This is a genomic window from Lacihabitans sp. LS3-19 (assembly GCF_024343575.1).
Classification (GTDB): Bacteria; Bacteroidota; Bacteroidia; order Cytophagales; family Spirosomataceae; genus Leadbetterella.
On sequence record NZ_RJUA01000012.1, the window covers coordinates 42,826 to 60,895 of the forward strand.

The 18,070-nt window shown below is 35.6% G+C and carries 14 protein-coding genes and 1 tRNA gene; 4 read left to right on the plus strand and 11 right to left on the minus strand.

The window, feature by feature from the left end:
• Positions 1–172: 172 nt before the first annotated feature.
• Both EGI22_RS10620 and EGI22_RS10625 read right to left on the minus strand, forming a co-directional pair.
• Entirely contained in the window at positions 173–1,075 is a 903-nt protein-coding gene (locus tag EGI22_RS10620) for a YihY/virulence factor BrkB family protein (protein WP_255068323.1), read from the minus strand.
• Between the two features lie 505 nt (positions 1,076–1,580).
• Positions 1,581–1,657, minus strand: a tRNA-Asn gene (locus tag EGI22_RS10625).
• A 336-nt stretch (positions 1,658–1,993) separates the two neighbouring features.
• Here EGI22_RS10625 and EGI22_RS10630 point away from each other — a divergent pair.
• Positions 1,994–3,364: a tryptophanase gene (locus EGI22_RS10630; protein WP_255068325.1), complete on the plus strand. Its 1,371-nt coding sequence runs from the start codon at positions 1,994–1,996 to the stop codon at positions 3,362–3,364.
• 41 nt (positions 3,365–3,405) lie between these two features.
• On the opposite strand, the gene EGI22_RS10635 is transcribed toward EGI22_RS10630, so the two are convergent.
• The 8 genes from EGI22_RS10635 to EGI22_RS10670 all read right to left on the minus strand — a co-directional run bounded on the left by EGI22_RS10635 (position 3,406) and on the right by EGI22_RS10670 (position 14,374).
• Positions 3,406–4,359, minus strand: coding sequence for an arginase (locus EGI22_RS10635; RefSeq protein ID WP_255068326.1), 954 nt, complete (start codon positions 4,357–4,359; stop codon positions 3,406–3,408).
• A 305-nt stretch (positions 4,360–4,664) separates the two neighbouring features.
• Positions 4,665–5,588: a formimidoylglutamase gene (gene hutG, locus EGI22_RS10640; protein ID WP_255068327.1), complete on the minus strand. Its 924-nt coding sequence runs from the start codon at positions 5,586–5,588 to the stop codon at positions 4,665–4,667.
• 3 nt (positions 5,589–5,591) lie between these two features.
• Positions 5,592–6,818 (minus strand): imidazolonepropionase, encoded by a 1,227-nt coding sequence (hutI, locus tag EGI22_RS10645; protein ID WP_255068328.1) that lies wholly within the window; start codon positions 6,816–6,818, stop codon positions 5,592–5,594.
• On the minus strand, positions 6,815–9,049 hold the full coding sequence (locus EGI22_RS10650) for a tetratricopeptide repeat protein (RefSeq protein WP_255068329.1): 2,235 nt from the start codon (positions 9,047–9,049) through the stop codon (positions 6,815–6,817). The genes hutI and EGI22_RS10650 overlap by 4 nt, the downstream gene beginning before the upstream one ends.
• Positions 9,042–10,238, minus strand: a complete 1,197-nt coding sequence (locus tag EGI22_RS10655) for a hypothetical protein (protein ID WP_255068330.1) — start codon at positions 10,236–10,238, stop codon at positions 9,042–9,044. Before EGI22_RS10655 ends, EGI22_RS10650 begins: the two co-directional genes overlap by 8 nt.
• Before the next feature lie 91 nt (positions 10,239–10,329).
• A complete protein-coding gene (locus EGI22_RS10660; RefSeq protein WP_255068331.1) occupies positions 10,330–12,354 on the minus strand; it encodes a urocanate hydratase in 2,025 nt (674 codons plus the stop codon).
• A gap of 12 nt (positions 12,355–12,366) precedes the next feature.
• Positions 12,367–13,908 (minus strand): histidine ammonia-lyase, encoded by a 1,542-nt coding sequence (hutH, locus tag EGI22_RS10665; protein WP_255068332.1) that lies wholly within the window; start codon positions 13,906–13,908, stop codon positions 12,367–12,369.
• Complete coding sequence (locus EGI22_RS10670; RefSeq protein ID WP_255068333.1) at positions 13,901–14,374, minus strand: MarR family winged helix-turn-helix transcriptional regulator; 474 nt, start codon at positions 14,372–14,374, stop codon at positions 13,901–13,903. Before EGI22_RS10670 ends, hutH begins: the two co-directional genes overlap by 8 nt.
• A 191-nt stretch (positions 14,375–14,565) precedes the next feature.
• Here EGI22_RS10670 and EGI22_RS10675 point away from each other — a divergent pair, with 191 nt between their 5' ends.
• Positions 14,566–15,675, plus strand: a complete 1,110-nt coding sequence (locus tag EGI22_RS10675) for a site-2 protease family protein (protein ID WP_255068334.1) — start codon at positions 14,566–14,568, stop codon at positions 15,673–15,675.
• Between the two features lie 8 nt (positions 15,676–15,683).
• On the opposite strand, the gene EGI22_RS10680 is transcribed toward EGI22_RS10675, so the two are convergent.
• On the minus strand, positions 15,684–16,415 hold the full coding sequence (locus EGI22_RS10680; RefSeq protein ID WP_255068335.1) for a phosphatidylinositol-specific phospholipase C/glycerophosphodiester phosphodiesterase family protein: 732 nt from the start codon (positions 16,413–16,415) through the stop codon (positions 15,684–15,686).
• Positions 16,416–16,497: 82 nt separating this feature from the next.
• Here EGI22_RS10680 and EGI22_RS10685 point away from each other — a divergent pair, with 82 nt between their 5' ends.
• Positions 16,498–17,253: a DUF1080 domain-containing protein gene (locus EGI22_RS10685; RefSeq protein ID WP_255068336.1), complete on the plus strand. Its 756-nt coding sequence runs from the start codon at positions 16,498–16,500 to the stop codon at positions 17,251–17,253.
• 30 nt (positions 17,254–17,283) lie between these two features.
• Complete coding sequence (locus EGI22_RS10690; protein ID WP_255068338.1) at positions 17,284–17,853, plus strand: DUF975 family protein; 570 nt, start codon at positions 17,284–17,286, stop codon at positions 17,851–17,853.
• The last annotated feature ends 217 nt before the right edge of the window (positions 17,854–18,070 follow it).

The window sequence follows — 18,070 nt, forward strand, 5'->3', positions numbered from 1 at the left end:
GAGTTTTACGTAAAATAATAATTAAAAATATTGAGAATGTGTTAAATCATTCCAAATATTACAATTTGCATTTTAATATTAGTAAGGTGATTATAATTACAAGATTTCTGTTGCGGTATTTTAGATTTTGCAGAAATAATAATGAAGGTCTGGAATCTTGAAATGATGACTATTATTCGTTGCTAACATGAATATCTGACTTTGCGATTTCTTTAGGCCCAACACCGCCCGAAATAAAATCCGCATAGACGCGGGTAAATTCGGCACCAAAGAAAACAATCATTGAAGAATATGAAACCCAAAGCATTATCAAAATAATAGAACCAGCAGTGCCATATCCATCGCCTGGGTTTAATTTTCCAAAATATAATCCCAAACCGAATTTTCCTATATTAAACAGAAAGGAAGTAACGATGGAGCCAATCCAAACATGATTCCATTTTATTTTTGCATCGGGTAAAAATTTAAACATCAATGCAAACAAAATAGTAAGAATTACATAAGATAAAGCGAAATTGGCCACATGAAGTGCAATAAAAAATGATTCGGAAAAATGACCCGACAACCAATTGCCAAAAGCTGAAAGCAAAGCAGAAAAAACAAGTGAAACAATCAATAAAAACGCCATTGTAATTATTAAACCGAAGGAAAACAAACGAATCTTGACATAACTCCAAATACCATATTTTGATTCATCAACCTTTACTTCCCATATTATATTTAATGATTTTTGAAACTGAGCAAAAACAGTTGTTGCACCCACAATCATAATAACAATTCCGATAATTGTTGCCATCACTGAGTTTTTTGCTTCGCTAGCTTGTAAAATAATATTTTGAATCTGAACGGCAGTATCAACGCCCATTGTAGAAGCAAACTGGGCAGTTATATGATTATTTATAGCTTCGTCCCCTAGAAAATACCCTACAGATGTTATGATTACCACTAGCAACCCAGGTAATGCAAAAATTGAGTAATAAGCAATTATTGCACTTTCACGAAAAGGATCTTTTACCCACCATTTTGAAAGAGATTTTTTTAGAATACTGTAAATGTTTCTACATGAAATTTTCATTTTTCTCTTTTGTTTATGCGATTTTATGATCTATCAACTGGAAACGAAGGTAGCTAACTATTATGAAAATGAGGAAGTTGAGCCGAAAATAAAAAATAAGTTAATTAATACTGAAATTTAAATTTTGAATAATCGATGAAAAAAAAATGCAAAATGAATGTAGGGAGGGTAAAATCAATTATAAGGAATACCAAGAACTAAAGATTTCTATAGATTTAAAAACATATGAAGAAAATTCAAAAAAAGATAATTTATCAAATCAAATATCAGCTTATGAGAATATCTAACAAAACATATCCCTATCCTTGAAGATTTAGTTTCATTTTGTAAAAAAGTTGATGGGAAAACAAATTCTTAGTGCATTTTTTCAGAAAAACTCCATTTTTAAAATGGAAAATTGCAGCTCCGAAGTACACAATCCCTATCAAGGTTCTTTTATCAACCAGAGTGGTTTTGTAGGGTGTAAAAAACAAAAAAGAGGTTATAAATAACCTCTTTCCCATCTTGGCTCCCGAAGCTGGGCTCGAACCAGCGACCCTCTGATTAACAGTCAGATGCTCTAACCAACTGAGCTATTCAGGAGTGAATTATTAAATTCGTGGTGCAAAAGTAGAACGTTTTTACTTAATTGTCAAATAAATTTTATTAAAAATATTGGTTTTTTTTTAAAGTATAGTGATTCTTTGGCTTAAACATCTCAAAATTAAAACTTTAATTAGTCAATTTATTTTTTATTAATTTTTAAGTATCTTTATTCCCTAAACCAATTCTCTCGTTTTCTTGAAATACACTTTCAAAAATATCAAAAACAGAGACGCCTTTTCTACAAAGGCTTAGTTTCCCTTTTTCTATTTTTATTTAGAACCAGCTAATCCTAGCTTGGTTTACCGTGTATTTATCTCAAACGCAAAAAAATCGATGAAAACAATAATAGAACCGTTTAGAATCAAATCGGTAGAACCGATATATTTTACAACCGAAACCCAACGCCAACAAAAACTCAAGGAAGTTGGCTCTAATCTCTTTGGATTAAAAGGAGACGACGTTATTATAGACCTACTGACCGACAGTGGCACTTCCGCCATGAGTGCCAAACAATGGGCTGGCATAATGGAGGGCGACGAGAGCTACGCTGGCTCACGGAGTTTCTATAGGTTTGAGGCCATGGTTAAAAAAATCACTGGTCTGCAGTACGTCATTCCTACCCATCAAGGTAGAGCGGCCGAAAAAATCCTATTTTCGATAATAGGGGGCGAAGGCGTAATCATTCCCAACAATACCCATTTTGATACCACCAGAGCCAATATTGAGTTTAGTGGAGCCAAAGCCATTGACTTACTCAATGCCCAAGGAAAAATCCCAGACCTCATAGCATACTTCAAAGGCAATATGGACACGGCAAAACTAGATGCCTTCTTACTAGAAAATGCATCCAAAGTGCCTTTGGTAATGCTCACCATAACCAACAACTCAGGTGGTGGCCAACCCGTTGCTATGCAAAACATCAAAGACGTAAAGGCCATCTGCGATAAATACCAAAAACCTTTGTTTTTAGATGCTTGTCGATTTGCCGAGAATGCCTATTTTATCAAAACACGTGAGGCTGGATACGAAAACAAGAGTATATTAGAAATATGCCAAGAGATGTTTAGCTATGCCGACGGCATGACCATGAGTGCAAAAAAAGACGCCTTGGTAAACATTGGAGGTTTCTTGGCACTTAACAATACCGAACTAGCCCAAAAATGCCGGAATGTATTGGTCGTAACCGAAGGTTTTCCTACCTACGGCGGTCTGGCTGGCAGAGACCTAGAAGCCATAGCCCAAGGCTTGGAAGAGATTCTGGACGAAAATTATTTACAATACAGAATCAGAACCATAGAATACCTCGGTGACAAATTGGTAAAAGCCGGCGTACCGCTTATTTTACCAACTGGCGGACATGCAGTTTACCTCGACGCCAGTAAATTTTGCCCACATATCCCAAGCCACGAATTTCCAGGACAAGCCATTGCTTGTGCTCTTTATCTAAAAGGAGGCATAAGAGCCTGCGAAATAGGTTCTGTCATGTTCGGTAAAACTGATGAAAACGGCGAACCCATCGCTCCAGATTTAGAATTGGTCCGTTTGGCCATTCCAAGAAGAGTTTATACACAAAGCCATATAGATTATGTAGCCGAAGTAATCATAGAAGTATATGAAGAACGTGAAAAGCTGAAAGGTTACAAAATAACCCATGAGCCACCTATGTTACGTCATTTTACAGCCGAGTTTGAGGAAATAGCTTAAACATATTCGCCACATTTAGACCAAAGAATGTGGCGAAATTTTTAAAGTTGAATTTTTATTTTTTCAGTAACTCTGTCTAATATTTCAAAAGCCACCTCAGCCATTTTGTTACCTCCTGTATCCAAAAGAGGATTTACCTCCACTATTTCCAAGCAAATCACTTTTTTAGAAGCTACAATCTCTTCCAATATTTCATTTATTTCATTCTCGTCAAAACCCTTGGCAACGGGTGTCCCAGTGCCATTTGACACCAAATCCTTGTCCATTGAGTCTACATCAAACGATATGTAAATCATATCGCAATCTTCAAGTCGTCTCAAAGCTTCAGCAACACAAGTTTGCAAACCTCTAAACCTTACCTCCTCGACCTTATAATTCTTAACACCAAGCTCTTCTACCACCTTGTCCTCGGCCTCTTCTGTGTCTCTAACACCAAAATACACCAAGTGCTCAGGGCTAAGCTTGGCACCGTTCAGACCAATGTTCTTCATGTTTTCCCAATAGTTTTTGGTCTCAGCTATCGGTTCATTCACCTGCAAATGTTTATTGTCCAAACCTAGAGCCGCCGCCAAAGGCATCCCATGGATATTGCCTGATGGTGAAGTATATGGCGTATGAATATCCGCATGAGCATCTATCCAAAACACCCCCAGCGTTTTCTCAGGAAAAGCCTTCTTAATGCCGCTAATTGTTCCTAATGCCGACGAATGATCCCCCGAAAGCAAAACAGGAAAAAAGTCGGCCTTCAAATTTTTAGCAATGGCATAAGAAACCCTTACGCATTGCTCCTCCACATGCCCAATTCGCTTCGCAAAAGAGCTATGATCTTTGTCATAAATAGTCTCATTATGCGTCGGGATATCTTCAGACGGATAATCATTAAAAAAATGATTCCCTTTCACAATCGCCGCTATCTCCATGGCGTCAATTCCCAAATCAGAGCCGCGAGTACCCGCACCAATGTCAGAGCGATTTTTCAAAATTTTAATTTGCATATATGGTTTTGTTGATAATTGCAAATAATTAAATTTTACTTTTTAAGAAAACAAAACAGTCATAAATTTCTTTTCCTGACCAATAAAAGAAAAATATAATCATTTATAAGCAAAAAACGAAAATTAAATTTTTATAAAGCAATTAGTAAAATCTAATTTGGGCAGCCGGGCGGGCTGAAGCCACTCGCTCTTTTTGTGCGGCTAAAGCCAGCAAAAAAAGGAGCTCAAACAAAGGCTCCATCCCTGCTGCGGGGTACAGTGGTCACGGCAAACTATCTTCCGAAAAAAATCCATTGCATTTTGAATCAAACATTTACCAATTCAAAAACAAAAGAAGCCGCCAATTTTGCTGTACGATTATCAATATCTAAATCAGGGTTTAACTCGGCAATGTCAAAAGCCGAAAGCTTTGGCGAACAGGCTACTTTTTTAAATATTTTTTTGAAGAAAAAATCAGGAATTAGGCCATTAAAGGCTGCCGCACTCACTCCAGGGGCAAAAGGTGCAGCAAAAACATCCAAGCAAAGTGTGACATATAAAACATCAATTACATTTATAAAACTATCGATTTTGTCAAAAATGTCTTTCTGGTTCTCAGGGAGAATTTCATCTGCCAAAATATATTGTGTGTTGGTCCTCTCAGCCTCATTAAACAAAGCTTTTGTATTCGAATTCGCCTGAATACCAATCGCCAAATAGGCAAAGTTTCTATCTTGTTGTGCTATTTGCCAAAAACCAGTACCCGAACTCGCCCCAATTGCAGGATCTATGGCCCGATTGTCAAAATGTGCATCGAAATTAATAATGCCAATCTTTTTATCAGGAAAAGCCAGTCTCAAGCCTGAATAATGCCCAAACATAACTTCGTGACCTCCGCCAAAAACTATGGTTTTGGTTCTTTTTCTTTGCAAATTAGCAACCATTTCAGCCAATTCATTTTGAGCATATTCAAGTGCATTATTTTCACAAACGATATCTCCATAATCTGCCAAAGATTTTTGGCTTACTATAGGAAAATTAGCATACGCTTTTCTTAAAAAACCTGGCCCTTTTCGAGCTCCTACCCTACCCTTATTTCTTCGTACACCTTCGTCACTAGCAAAGCCTATTAGGCCAAAATCAGAGAAACTTGTATTTATCTCTCCCATAACTATCGCTTGATGCCACCGCAGATGCTCTTCCGTTTCACCATCTATTCTTCCTGTCCATTGACTTGGTTTTTGATGCATAATTTAAATGTTTTGGGTAGAAATATTAATGCCACTTTTCCAAACTGCATTGGGTTTCATTTGTCCTTGGTGATACAATATTTCACGATAATCGCTTGTTGGATACGCTTGAAAATCAGCTTGAAACCCTTTTTCAATCTTTCCTATAGTGTTAATATTCAATGCTTTTGCAGCTCTAAAGGTTAAGCCAGCCAATACTTCAGCAGTGCTTAATTTCTCAAATGTGGCCAATATAGCCGCCTGTGTCAACAAATCACCCATAGGTGCCGAACCAGGATTATAATCAGACGCGATAGCCAGACATGCCCCTGCATCTAGTAATTTCCGAGCAGGCGTAAATGGCTCTCCTAAACCAATAGATGCCCCAGGTAGTGCCACTGCCACAGTATCAGATTGTGCTAAAATCTTTATGCCTTCTTCGTTAATTGCTTCCAAATGATCTGCGGAAAGAGCATGTAAAGCAACGGCCATTTTAGATGCTCCAAAAGTAAACTGGTCTGCATGGACGGTTATCTCAAAGCCCAAATCTTTTGCTTTTTGCAGATATGCTGTACTTTCCTCAATGTCAAAAGCCGACTTTTCAGTAAAAATGTCAATCCTTTTGCTCAGTTTTTTTATGCTAGGTAATAGCTCATTAACCAAATGCTCCAGATATTCTTTGCTACTGCCTTCAAAATCTCGAGGTTTTACATGTGCGGCCAAACAAGTTGAAACTATAAATGCTTTGGTATCTAAATTATTTATGATATTCAGCAATCTGATTTCATGCTCTACCGATAGACCATAGCCTGTTTTTATTTCTATCGTTGTGATACCATTTTTCAGAAACCCATTTACTCTTTCTTCAGTAAGTTTTTTCAATTTTTCATCAGAAGCTTCCCGCGTTTGGCTTACGCTGCTCCATATTCCACCGCCCTTGGCTGCGATATCGAGGTACGATGTACCTGCATTTCGTTCTGCAAAGTCCATAGCTCGGCTGCCTGCAAAACAACTATGCGTATGGCAATCTACAAAACCTGGCAGCAAAACAGCATCTTCAAAAATTTCCTCAATTGCTGAATTCGGATTTTCTTTTCTTAGTTTTTGAAAATCTCCTGTTTTAATTACTTTACTATTATCTACCAAAACTCCAGCTTCAATTTCTATCTGCAATTCATAATCATGCAATGCACCTTTTAATGCTAGATTACCTAATGTTAGGATTTGGCTAAACGGACCTATGAGTTTCATGATATATATCCGTATTTTTTTTGTTCAGTATATATTTTTTCAATTACTTCATTCACTGTTTCTTTTACTTCTGGTGGTATTCTCAATTCAAGATTTTCTTCCATCACATTATTGATTTTTAGCGTAGCATAATAAAAAACAATGAACTTTTCTTTCAAACCTTTTCCAACCTCAGGATGATTAAAAAGATTTAATACAATAGTTTTTTGCTGTTGTACAAGAAGGTCAAACAAAAGTTCTTTGGTTACTTCATCATTTCCGGAATTCACTATTTCTAATGCTCTAATTTCAATATTATTAAATATTCCATTCCAGGTTTCGACGATTAATTTTGTTGAAAGAATTATCACATTATTTTCTCTTTCAAAAGCCTTCTGTATATATTCTAATGCTTTCTGTTTATTTTTATTCAAGAAATAAAAGAGATTTGCCAAGTTATTTAATGATTGGATATTACCTTTATATATGGCTTCAAGATAATATTTTTCTGCTTCTTCGTTTTTTCCCTGGTTTTTGTAATGGAGAGCCAAATTAAATAATGCAGATATATGTCCTTTATTTATGGCTTTAAGATAATATTTTTCCGCATCCTCGTTTTTCCCTTGCTCATCATAAAGGTTGGCCAAATTAAATAATGAATTTATATGACCTTTATTAATAGCTTCAAGATAATAATTTTCAGCGTCCTTGTTGTTCCCTTTGCTTTTGCAAAGGATAGCCAATATAAAATATTTCACACCATCTTCTTCATTTTCAATGGCTTCAGTAATTTTTATCGCATTTTCATAATCTTTATTTTGGATTAACTTTAGTATTTTACTATTTAGTTCAGAGAATTTCTCTGGCAATTCTAAAAGTAAATTGTTTTTACTTTTTAAATTTTCAGTATGTGCTATTACTTCATCTCTTTCTTTTGTTCCTAAAAAACGACTTTGAGAAAAAGCCTTGGATAGTATTATTGCCTCTTCATAATCTATTTTTCCACTTTTTAGATTATTTATATGGAGAGATGCGAGGTTTCTTAAGTCTGATTTATCATACCAATTTTCTAGAAAAATACTGAGGAATTTAGCTCTGCGTTTTTGCTCGGGATTGCCTTGGGTTACGATTATCCACATATTGAAAAAACGTTCAGAAACACGGTAGAGATGTTGTTTTTTGTTGGTTTCTATTTTATCAACCAATCCTTTATCAACCAATGTTTTGAGGTGTGCAGAAATAAGTTTACTCTCCATTTTGGTCTTTTCTACTAACTGCTTCACAGAACACGCTTCCCAGATAAATGCCATTTCATAGATAATTTTCCGGAAAGGAGCTGTAAGGGCATTAAGCCTTTCTTGAAAAAGTGGACTTACATTGTCCATTGTCTTTTTCAAATATTGGTAGGTGCCAGTTTCAGAATTTTGGAGTACAATCTGGATAAAAAACTGTAGTGTTCTCGGCAGACCGTCCGTCAGGATTCTCAAGTTTTCAATTTTCCCCGGATTGTTTTTTACGAAATCTTTTAGAACCGAAATATTTAAAGTATCACCCCAATGATTTAGTAATAAATTTATTTCTTCTTTTGATAGGGCTTCCAAACGATGAACTCTGAAGAAATCATAAAAGGGCTTGTCATAAGACCAGAAGTGTTCATCCATGCGAGTACTGCCAGCTATGATTTGAACCTCGGAGTAGTTTATTAATATTTCACGAAGGAGACTTCCATCGTCAGTAAAATTCTCTACAATTCTGTCAAAATTGTCTAATAACAAGACAATCTTTTTTTTGTTGGAAAGGCAGGCATCATGTATTATTTCATAAAGTTTCCTCGTGTAAGATCCTTCAGTTTTAAAGTCTGAAAATTCTGGAATTTTTACATCAAAATTTTGCCTCTGTTTCAACTCGTATATTACTTGTTCCCAAAGGTCAAATAATCTAAAAATACCTGCTTGCTCCTCAGCTAGATTAATGGGTATGTATAGTTTATTTAAAGCTGGGTTTTCTATTAATTCAAGTTCAATTCTTTTCAATAAAGTTGATTTTCCGCTGCCACGTCTTCCAAGAATAAGCTCATGCTGTTGAGGGTCTTTATCGCCTTTTGATTTGATACTGCCTATAATCCTTTCAATTTCCTGAGTTCTGACAATAAAGTTATCTTTTACGGCCTTATAGTCACTATTGGCTGTCTGAAATACAGTTAGTTGGTCGAGAAACCAATTTCCTAAATTAGTTTTATGCGTATTATCCATGGTATATAGGATTAATTATTTTCCAAAAAGCACGTAAAACCGGTGACCTAAAAACATAATTCTGAGAGTCATTTGAATGCTCTATTATGTAACCATCTTCTTTCAGATCAAATATAAATGACATATAATCAATGGTTTTATCATGATTTACAGCGATGTCGTAGATTTTTTGAATTTGAATGGCATCTCGATGTGCAATATGCGTGAGTATTTCGTTAACAAATTTAAAGTCAGCATCTGGCATATAGTCTCTTAGCCTTTTTTGCCAATCATTAAAGTGTTTTAGATTTTTCAGATTACTCTGAAAAGCAAGGTCTATCTTTTCATTTGAAACTATTGGTTCATTATTTTTTTGAGCTACTTTGTCAATTTCGTCAATAATCAAATTTAAGAAATAAGGAGTGATATAACCTTTTAGTATATTTAGGAGGTATTCTATCTGTTCACTTTTGATTTGAATACTTGCTCCTTTTATAGTCCATTCTACAAACTCCTGAGCAGATTCAATCGAAAGCGGTGTGCATTGCACATTGTTTAAGTCATTCAAATCAGAAGTACGGCCTTCTATGGCACTTACTACATAATGAATACCTACAGAACCAGCAAAAACAAAGCGTAAACTATTGTAATTGCTTTGTCTCCATACCCTCAACTGTTTAAGAATACTTTTGGCTTCAGTTGTTTTTCCTTCTTTATGAAGTCGATACAGAACCTCTGGAAGTTCATCTAATAGCAATACTATTGTTTCTGAATTTGAATCCAAATTTTCAAATAAGTCATTGATTTCCTTGAGATAATCGATTGAGTTTTCTCCAAATTTCAAACTTAAATTCTTAAAACTCACTTCGGTTATTTTCTTCGATTTAAAATATTCGCTTACCCAGAATTTTGCTTTTTTTGTTTTACTTAAACATGAAAGCACCAATCTATAAACATGTTCATAAAACTCAGACTCTGATTTAATTGCCTGAACACTCGAAAATTTTACGATGTAGTTTTCTTCCGGATTTTCCTCTAAATCCCTCATAACTGAAGTTTTACCTACTCTCCTTGGAGCAGCTAAAATGATGTAGTTGCCCTTTCCTAACTCAAACCAAATTTCTGAAACTATCTCTTTTCGAGGGAAATAATACTTACCAGTTGCTACCGGCCCTATAATTGTTTTTGGTGATACCCAATTCCTATTCATTTTTTTTGACAGTGAATTAATTGTTAAAAATATTTGACAGCAAAAATACTGCTAAAATAATTAAACAGCAAAATAATTGTCAAAATATTAATTATTGAAAATCAAGACCATCAATTAAATCATCATCCACCAAATTTGGAAGCGTAACTTTCAGTTTTTTTGAGCGTTGCATTTCGCGTTTTATGGCAAACATGGCGTTTTCGTTTCTTGCCCAACTCCTTCTAGCTATACCGTTGTTTACATCATAAAACAACATTGACTTTAATTTGCTGCTTGCTTCTTTTGTCCCGTCCAGCAACATTCCAAAGCCCCCATTGATTACCTCACCCCAGCCAACACCGCCACCATTATGAATCGACACCCAAGTAGCCCCCCTGAAACTATCGCCTATAACATTATGCATTGCCATATCAGCCGTAAATCTGCTTCCGTCACGAATATTGCTGGTTTCTCTAAACGGAGAATCAGTTCCGCTCACATCATGATGGTCGCGACCGAGTACCACATTGCCAATTTTACCTTCGGCAATAGCCTTATTAAATTCTTCAGCAATTTTGGCTCTGCCTTCGGCATCAGCATATAAAATCCTAGCCTGGGAGCCAACCACCAAATTGTTTTTATTGGCATCTATTATCCAGGCAATATTGTCTTCTAGTTGTTGTTTTATTTCATCAGGTGCAGTCTTTAGCATTTCTTGCATCACCTTTAAAGCTATTTTATCGGTTTTATCCAAATCCTCGGCTTTGCCAGAAGTACATACCCATCTAAAAGGACCAAAACCAAAATCAAAGCACATAGGCCCCAAAATGTCTTCTACATAAGAAGCGTATCGGAAATCAATTTTATTTTCAGCCATAATTTCGGCTCCTGCTCTAGATGCTTCCAATAAAAATGCATTGCCATAATCGAAGAAATAAGTACCTTTTTTGGCATGCTTATTAATGGAATTTGCCTGTCTAATCAATGAATTCTTAACCCAAGTTTCGAATTCCAAAGGGTTTTTACTTATCATTTCCTTGGCCTCCTCAAATCCCAATCCAACTGGATAATAACCTCCAGACCATGGATTGTGCAAGGAAGTTTGATCTGAACCTAAATGAATATAAATATCGCGTTTGTCAAATTCTTCCCAAACGTCAACTACATTGCCAATATACGCTATAGAAACAACTTCCTTATTAGATTGAGCCTCTTGAACCCTTTTTACTAGGTCTTCCATATCGTCAACCAAAACATCTACCCAGCCTTGCTCATGCCTTTTAGTGGCGGCTTTAGCATTTACTTCCGCACAAATAGTAATACAGCCTGCAATGTTACCTGCTTTAGGCTGTGCACCACTCATGCCTCCTAAGCCTGAGGTTAAGAATATCTTCCCAGCAGGTTTTTCATTTTTAGGCAAGATTTTCCTAAAGGCATTTATTACCGTAATAGTAGTTCCGTGAACAATACCTTGAGGGCCAATATACATAAATGAGCCTGCCGTCATTTGACCATATTGCGTTACGCCAAGTGCATTGAATTTTTCCCAATCATCTGGTTTAGAATAATTTGGAATCATCATCCCATTGGTAACTACAACTCTAGGGGCATTTTTTGAAGATGGAAACAAACCCATGGGATGGCCTGAATAGATATGCAAAGTTTGGTCTTCCGACATTATTGCCAAATATTGCATGGTAAGTAAATATTGTGCCCAATTTTGAAACACAGAACCATTTCCACCATAAGTAATCAACTCCTCGGGGTGTTGTGCCACCGCAGGATCAAGGTTGTTTTGGATCATCAACATAATACTTGCAGCTTGAAGACTTTTAGCAGGATATTCACTAATCGGCCTTGCATGCATTTTGTAATCAGGCTTAAAGCGATGCATATATATCCGTCCAAACTTATTCAATTCGGTGGCAAATTCTGGTGCCAAAGTTTGATGCCATTCAGAAGGAAAATAACGTAAAGCATTCCTAGTAGCCAATTGCTTTTCCTGTTTAGTCAAAATATTTTTCCTTATCGGAGCAGAATTAACTCCTGTTGGATAGGGCTTTTTATTAGGTAATTCTTGTGGAATACCTTGTAAAATCAAAGCCTTAAAACTGTTGTTTTCTTCTTGATTTGTCATTTGGAAATCCATTTATGCAATACAATGCTTTTCATAAGATTCATTGGCTTTTAGTTTGTTCGAAACAATGTTGGTCAAAGTCGGGCTTTTTATTAGTTGATGAAGTGTATTGATATCATAAGAGAAACTACGGTCTTTGGTGGCAAATTCCACATGTTTTCTTATTTCAGCGAAGATTTCCTCCAAAGCTTCGGAAGACTTTAGCGGCCTTCTGAATTCTAAAGCCTGAGCAGCATATAGCAATTCTATCGCTAAAATATATTCCAAATTGTCTAAAACACTATGAAACTTCCGTCCACTAATAGAGCCCATAGACACATGGTCCTCTTGGCCTAGAGAAGTTGGAATAGAATCGGCAGAAGCTGGAAAACACAATGATTTGTTTTCTGAAACCAATGCTGCGGTAGTGTATTGAGGAATCATAAAACCAGAATTGAGGCCAGTGTCTTCGAGCAGCAATCTCGGTAAACCGTATCTACCTTCAAGCATCAAATAACAACGGCGATCGGAGATATTTCCCAATTCGGCAGCTGCCAAAGTGCAATAATCTAAAGGCAAAGCCAAAGGCTGACCATGAAAATTGCCTCCACTTATAGTATCATGTGAACCCAAAACGATAGGATTGTCTGTAACCGAATTGAGCTCTATCTCTGTCAATTGTTTCAGATGAATGTAGGCATTTCTAGATGCACCATGTGCTTGCGGCATACAGCGTAAGGAATATGGATCCTGAACTCTATCACAATCATGGTGGGCCACCAAAATCTCAGAACCTTCTAAAAGTCTCCTGAGTCTTTGTGCAACCCATTGGCTTCCTTCATAGTTTCGGATATCATGCAGTCTTTTATCAAATGGTTTTGCCGAACCCATTAGGCCTTCGAGAGAAAGTGCTCCTACAATATCGGCGATTTCTAGACAATGAAAAAGCCTTGAAACCCCATAAACTGCGTGTGCCAAAATAAATTGTGTGCCGTTTATTAATGCCAAACCTTCTTTCGGGCCAAGCGTTAAAGGTGTTTTATCTAATTTGTAAAGTAAATCGACTGTTTTGTATTTTTCTCCCAAGTAAAATACCTCCCCTAAGCCAATGAGCGGCAAAAACAAATGGGACAATGGAGCCAAATCACCAGAAGCACCTACTGAACCTTTGCATGGTACCATTGGGATAATATCTTCATCTATCATCCAAAGGATACGCTCGATAGTTTCCAGTCGGATACCCGAAAAAGCTTGACAAAGTGAATGAACTTTGCAAATCATCATGGCCTTAGCCAAATGCAAAGCGATGGGCTCACCAACCCCAACACTGTGACTAATGAGCAAATTGTGTTGTAATTCGGAAGTTTGAGACTCCGAAATTTTCGTATCACATAAAGGCCCAAAACCCGTATTGATACCATAAACTATGTCAGAACTGGCAACGATTTCGTCAACCCAGCTGCTACTTTTGTTTATTTTCTTTAAAGTGTTCTCGGAAATTTCACCTTTTAGCTCTCCATTTACTAAGGCCAAAACTTCATTTACACCCAAAAAATCTTCTCCGTATTTAAACATTTAATTTAGATTTTATTCTTTCATTTAAGGCTAATTCATTAAATCCATTTTCGATTTTCAATAGATTTTTTAAAACATCATTTTCATCCATAAGTGCCGTCATGGCTTGATCTAAAGCTTGCCAAACAGGTTTAATGATTTTTAACAATACTATTCCATCTTGGCTTAAAGCAATATCTTTTTTGCGTCCATCATCTACTGAAGGCGTGAGAATGAGTAAGTTTCTTTCCATTAGGTTTTTGACCAATTGGCTAATTGCCGAATGCGACACTTCCAATGTTTCGGCAATCTCATATATCGACAAAGACTCATGTTTGTCTAAAAGAAAAAAAACACCAAACCATGAGGCTTCAAAAGGGATATTTTGATCTGCATATACTTTGTTGATTTCGCTCAAAAAATAATCGCTTAATCTTTTGAGCCGGGTACCAAATACCAAAGGGCCGAGTTCTTGATAAAAATTCATCTACAAATATATATAAGTACTTATACATATTTTAATATTTCAAATATTTTTTTGTTTTATTCTGATAAAATAATTCTAAATAAATGATAATCAAAACATTAGAAAAATAAACTTGTTTTTAAAATTTGTCCGATTATAAAAAATTACTTTAAGGATTTTAGAATTTCGCTAATTTTGAAAAAAAAGCAATTATGAATTTAAAAAAGGTTATTGGATTTGCCTTGATGCTAGCTGTAGGTGGCTTTGTAGGTTTTTTTGTAGGTAAATTTCTGGTTAAAGAAGCTCTTGATGGCTTAACAAAAAACCATCTATTTGGATTATTAGCATTACTCATACCAATTTTCTTTTTTGTAATAGGCTTTCACGAACTTGGTCATGCTTTTTTAGGTAAAATAGTTGGTTTTGAGTTTAAAATGTATGTAGTTGGTCCTTTACTTATTGAAAAAAACCAAAGCGGCATTGATATAAAACTCAATAAAAATTTCAACCTTTTTGGCGGTTTAGTCATTAGCTTACCCACAAATAGTGAAAATCTAAAAAATAGATTTAGTTGGTACGCAGCGGGAGGACCATTGTTTAGCCTTTTGCTGGTTTTATTAGCTATTGCAATAATCTATGCTATCCCTTCAGATTTCATTTTTCTGATTTTGCTATGTAAGATGACCGCCTTTTTTTCGGGTTTAATATTTGTTGCAACCATGATTCCTATAAAGTCGGGTGGTTTTCACACTGATGGAGCTAGGATTTTGCGTTTGCAAACAAAAGGAGAAATAGCTGATTTAGAAGTCATGACTTTAAGTATTATCGCCAAAACGAGTTCAAATCTACGCCCTCGAGATCTTGAAATTGAAGAAGTAAAAACAGCAATGACTCTGGCTGCCAAACACAAAGACACTTATGAAGTATATTTAATAGGCTATTTATTTCAAGCACAATTTGACAAAGGATTGATATCTGAAGCAAAAGAAACGCTAGATATTTACCTCGAAAAAATCGTACAAGTTCCAGTTGCTTTGCAAGGCTCAGTTTGGTTAGATGCGAGCTTTTTTTATGGTTATGCCTTAAATGATTTAGAAAAAGCAAAAGACTATTTTGCTTTGTTTAAACCCAATAATTTTATTCCAAAAGCTCAAATTCTAATTACCGAAGCGATGATTTCGATTTTAGAAAAACAAAAAGTAAATGCCTTAGATAAAGTTGCCTTAGCCGAAAAAGAGTTAAAAAATATGATAGACCAAGGTTTGGCAGAAGCTTATAATGACAGATTAGCAGATATGAAAAATAGGATTTCAGAATTTTAAAAAGGCCTTTATTTATTTACCTTAAAACTATCTTTACAAGCTTTAGGTGAATCCGTATTTATAAAATCTACACCCAATCGATGCATAGTTTCCCAAGCTAATGGTGTATCAGGCGTGGCCCAAAATCGAATTGGGAAACCCGAAGCATGAACCTGTTCAATGGTAGCTTTTAACTTTTCGGCATCTTCGAAAGTTGACTTCCCGTCCCATCTTGAGAATCTTGCAAAAGAAAAACTCACCAAGGCGATTTTCTTAGGATCGGCTTTTGCTAAATCATTTAGAGATTGATGATCGAAAAAAATAAAAGCTGGATAATCTGCATATTTTTCAGGAGATGGCCTATTCCCAGATATCACAAAACGTAGGTTTTTAGAATTAACCAGTGCTGGGTATTTGTTTAAAAGTCCAACGATGGCACTTAAAGTTGCTTCTCCAGATGTTTTACAGTCTATTAATATTTGCAGCTCAATATGTTTGTTCTTTCTTTTTTTGTAAACTGCATTTAAAGGTTTTAAATATAGGTTTTCGAGATTTCGGTAAGAGTCAATTTCTGTTTTTTCGTGAGCTACAAAGAGTTTATTATTTATTAAATACACATCAGCTTCAATAGAAGACGCCCCAGCTTCGAAGGCTTCATAAAAAGGTTTGTCTCTTACATAATCGTTATGAGAATGGATTTTTTGGGCAATACATAAATTTGTTGCCAACAACATCAAAAACCAAAAACTGATTCTATTCATTTTTTAAAGAATTAATTGTGCCAATTTAGCAATAAAGCTTGATTTTGTTTACTTTAGATATTTATTATAATCAAACCTTAACATGAATAAAATATTTACCTTTTTTCTACTTTTTGTTTCTTTCCTTTCAAACGGACAAATAGGTGTAGGAGCAAAAGCTCCCAAAAAAGCAAAAATCCTTTTTGATGGTTCTTATGAAATGCTACATGAAAAATGGCAGTATTGGAATGGCCCACGCTTAAAAGCAAGTATGCCAATAAAATGGGAAATACAAAATGACCCAGTAGATGCTGGAACCGTAGTAAATACCAACGATCCTGCCGCAGCTGGCGGTTTATACGGAGCAGCTGACATTGTAACGAAAGAAGAGTTTGGAGATTTCAGACTTCATGTAGAGTTTTTTATCAAAGAAAAAGGGGGCAATAGTGGCGTTTATTTACAAAATCGCTATGAAATCCAAGTTTTGGATGGAGACTCTACAAGCCATGGTTTGGGGGCGGTAATAAACGAAAGTAAATCGCCGTATTTTGCATATAATGGCATCGGTAAATGGAATTCTTACGACATCGTGTTCAGAGCGGCGAGGTTTGAAGACGGCAAAAGAGTAGAAGACCCAATGGTTACGATGTACTTTAACGGCAAAAAAGCTCATACCAACCAAAAAATCAGCCAGGTTTGGGGAGGTCCAAACTCAGGCCAAGATGGAGGAAATGATGGCGGAAAAGGCATAACTGACAGACCGGGTGGACTAAAACTCCAAGCCGAAGGCCACAATGTACTTTACCGAAACATCTGGATTGTGCCATTGAAAATTAAAAAGGCAAATACAGATTTTTAAAAACTTTACATAATCCTAAACATTAATAAAATGAGCATTATTGACCTATTTAAAGAAGCAAATCAAAAGCTGACAGGAAAGCATTTATTAGCTATTGCAGCAGTTTTGATTATGTCTTTTATTTCTGGTATCCCTTCTAGCATCGACCCTAAGTTTGCAAGTTTGTCAATACTTCTTTCTGCACCTATGAGTTTAGGGATGGCCACTTTTTTCTTAAATATAATAAGAGGAAAAGAAGTAAGAATCGAACAAATTTTTGATGGCTTTAAAAACTTTATTCCGGCTTTGATTGTAACTTTCCTTATTGCAGTAGCTGTAGTTTTTGGCTTAATTTTACTAATTATTCCTGGGATTATTGCCGGAATAGGTTTATCGATGTCGATGTTTATTTTAGCAGACAACCCAACTATATCGGCTGTAGATGTGCTCAAGGCAAGTTGGGGAATGATGAAAGGACATAAAGCTGATTATTTTGTATATATCTTATTGGCAATTGGAATCGGGATTTTGGGCTTTTTAGCATTAATTGTCGGAATATTCTATGTTTTACCAATTATATATGCCGCTTCTGCTATATTTTATGAAAGAATAAAGAAATAATCCTAATCAGGAAAGTTCTCGTGAAAACCCAATTACATTCATTTTGTAATTGGGTTTTGCTTTATAGGGCATATTTGAACAAAAATATTTTCATTATAAGTGGTATAAAAATATTTTTTATTAAAAAATTCATATATTTAAAAGTTTTTTAAAACAATTACCAATAGAATCAATTTTGAGCAAAAATCGACTAATAATCAATTTTTATTAATTCAAT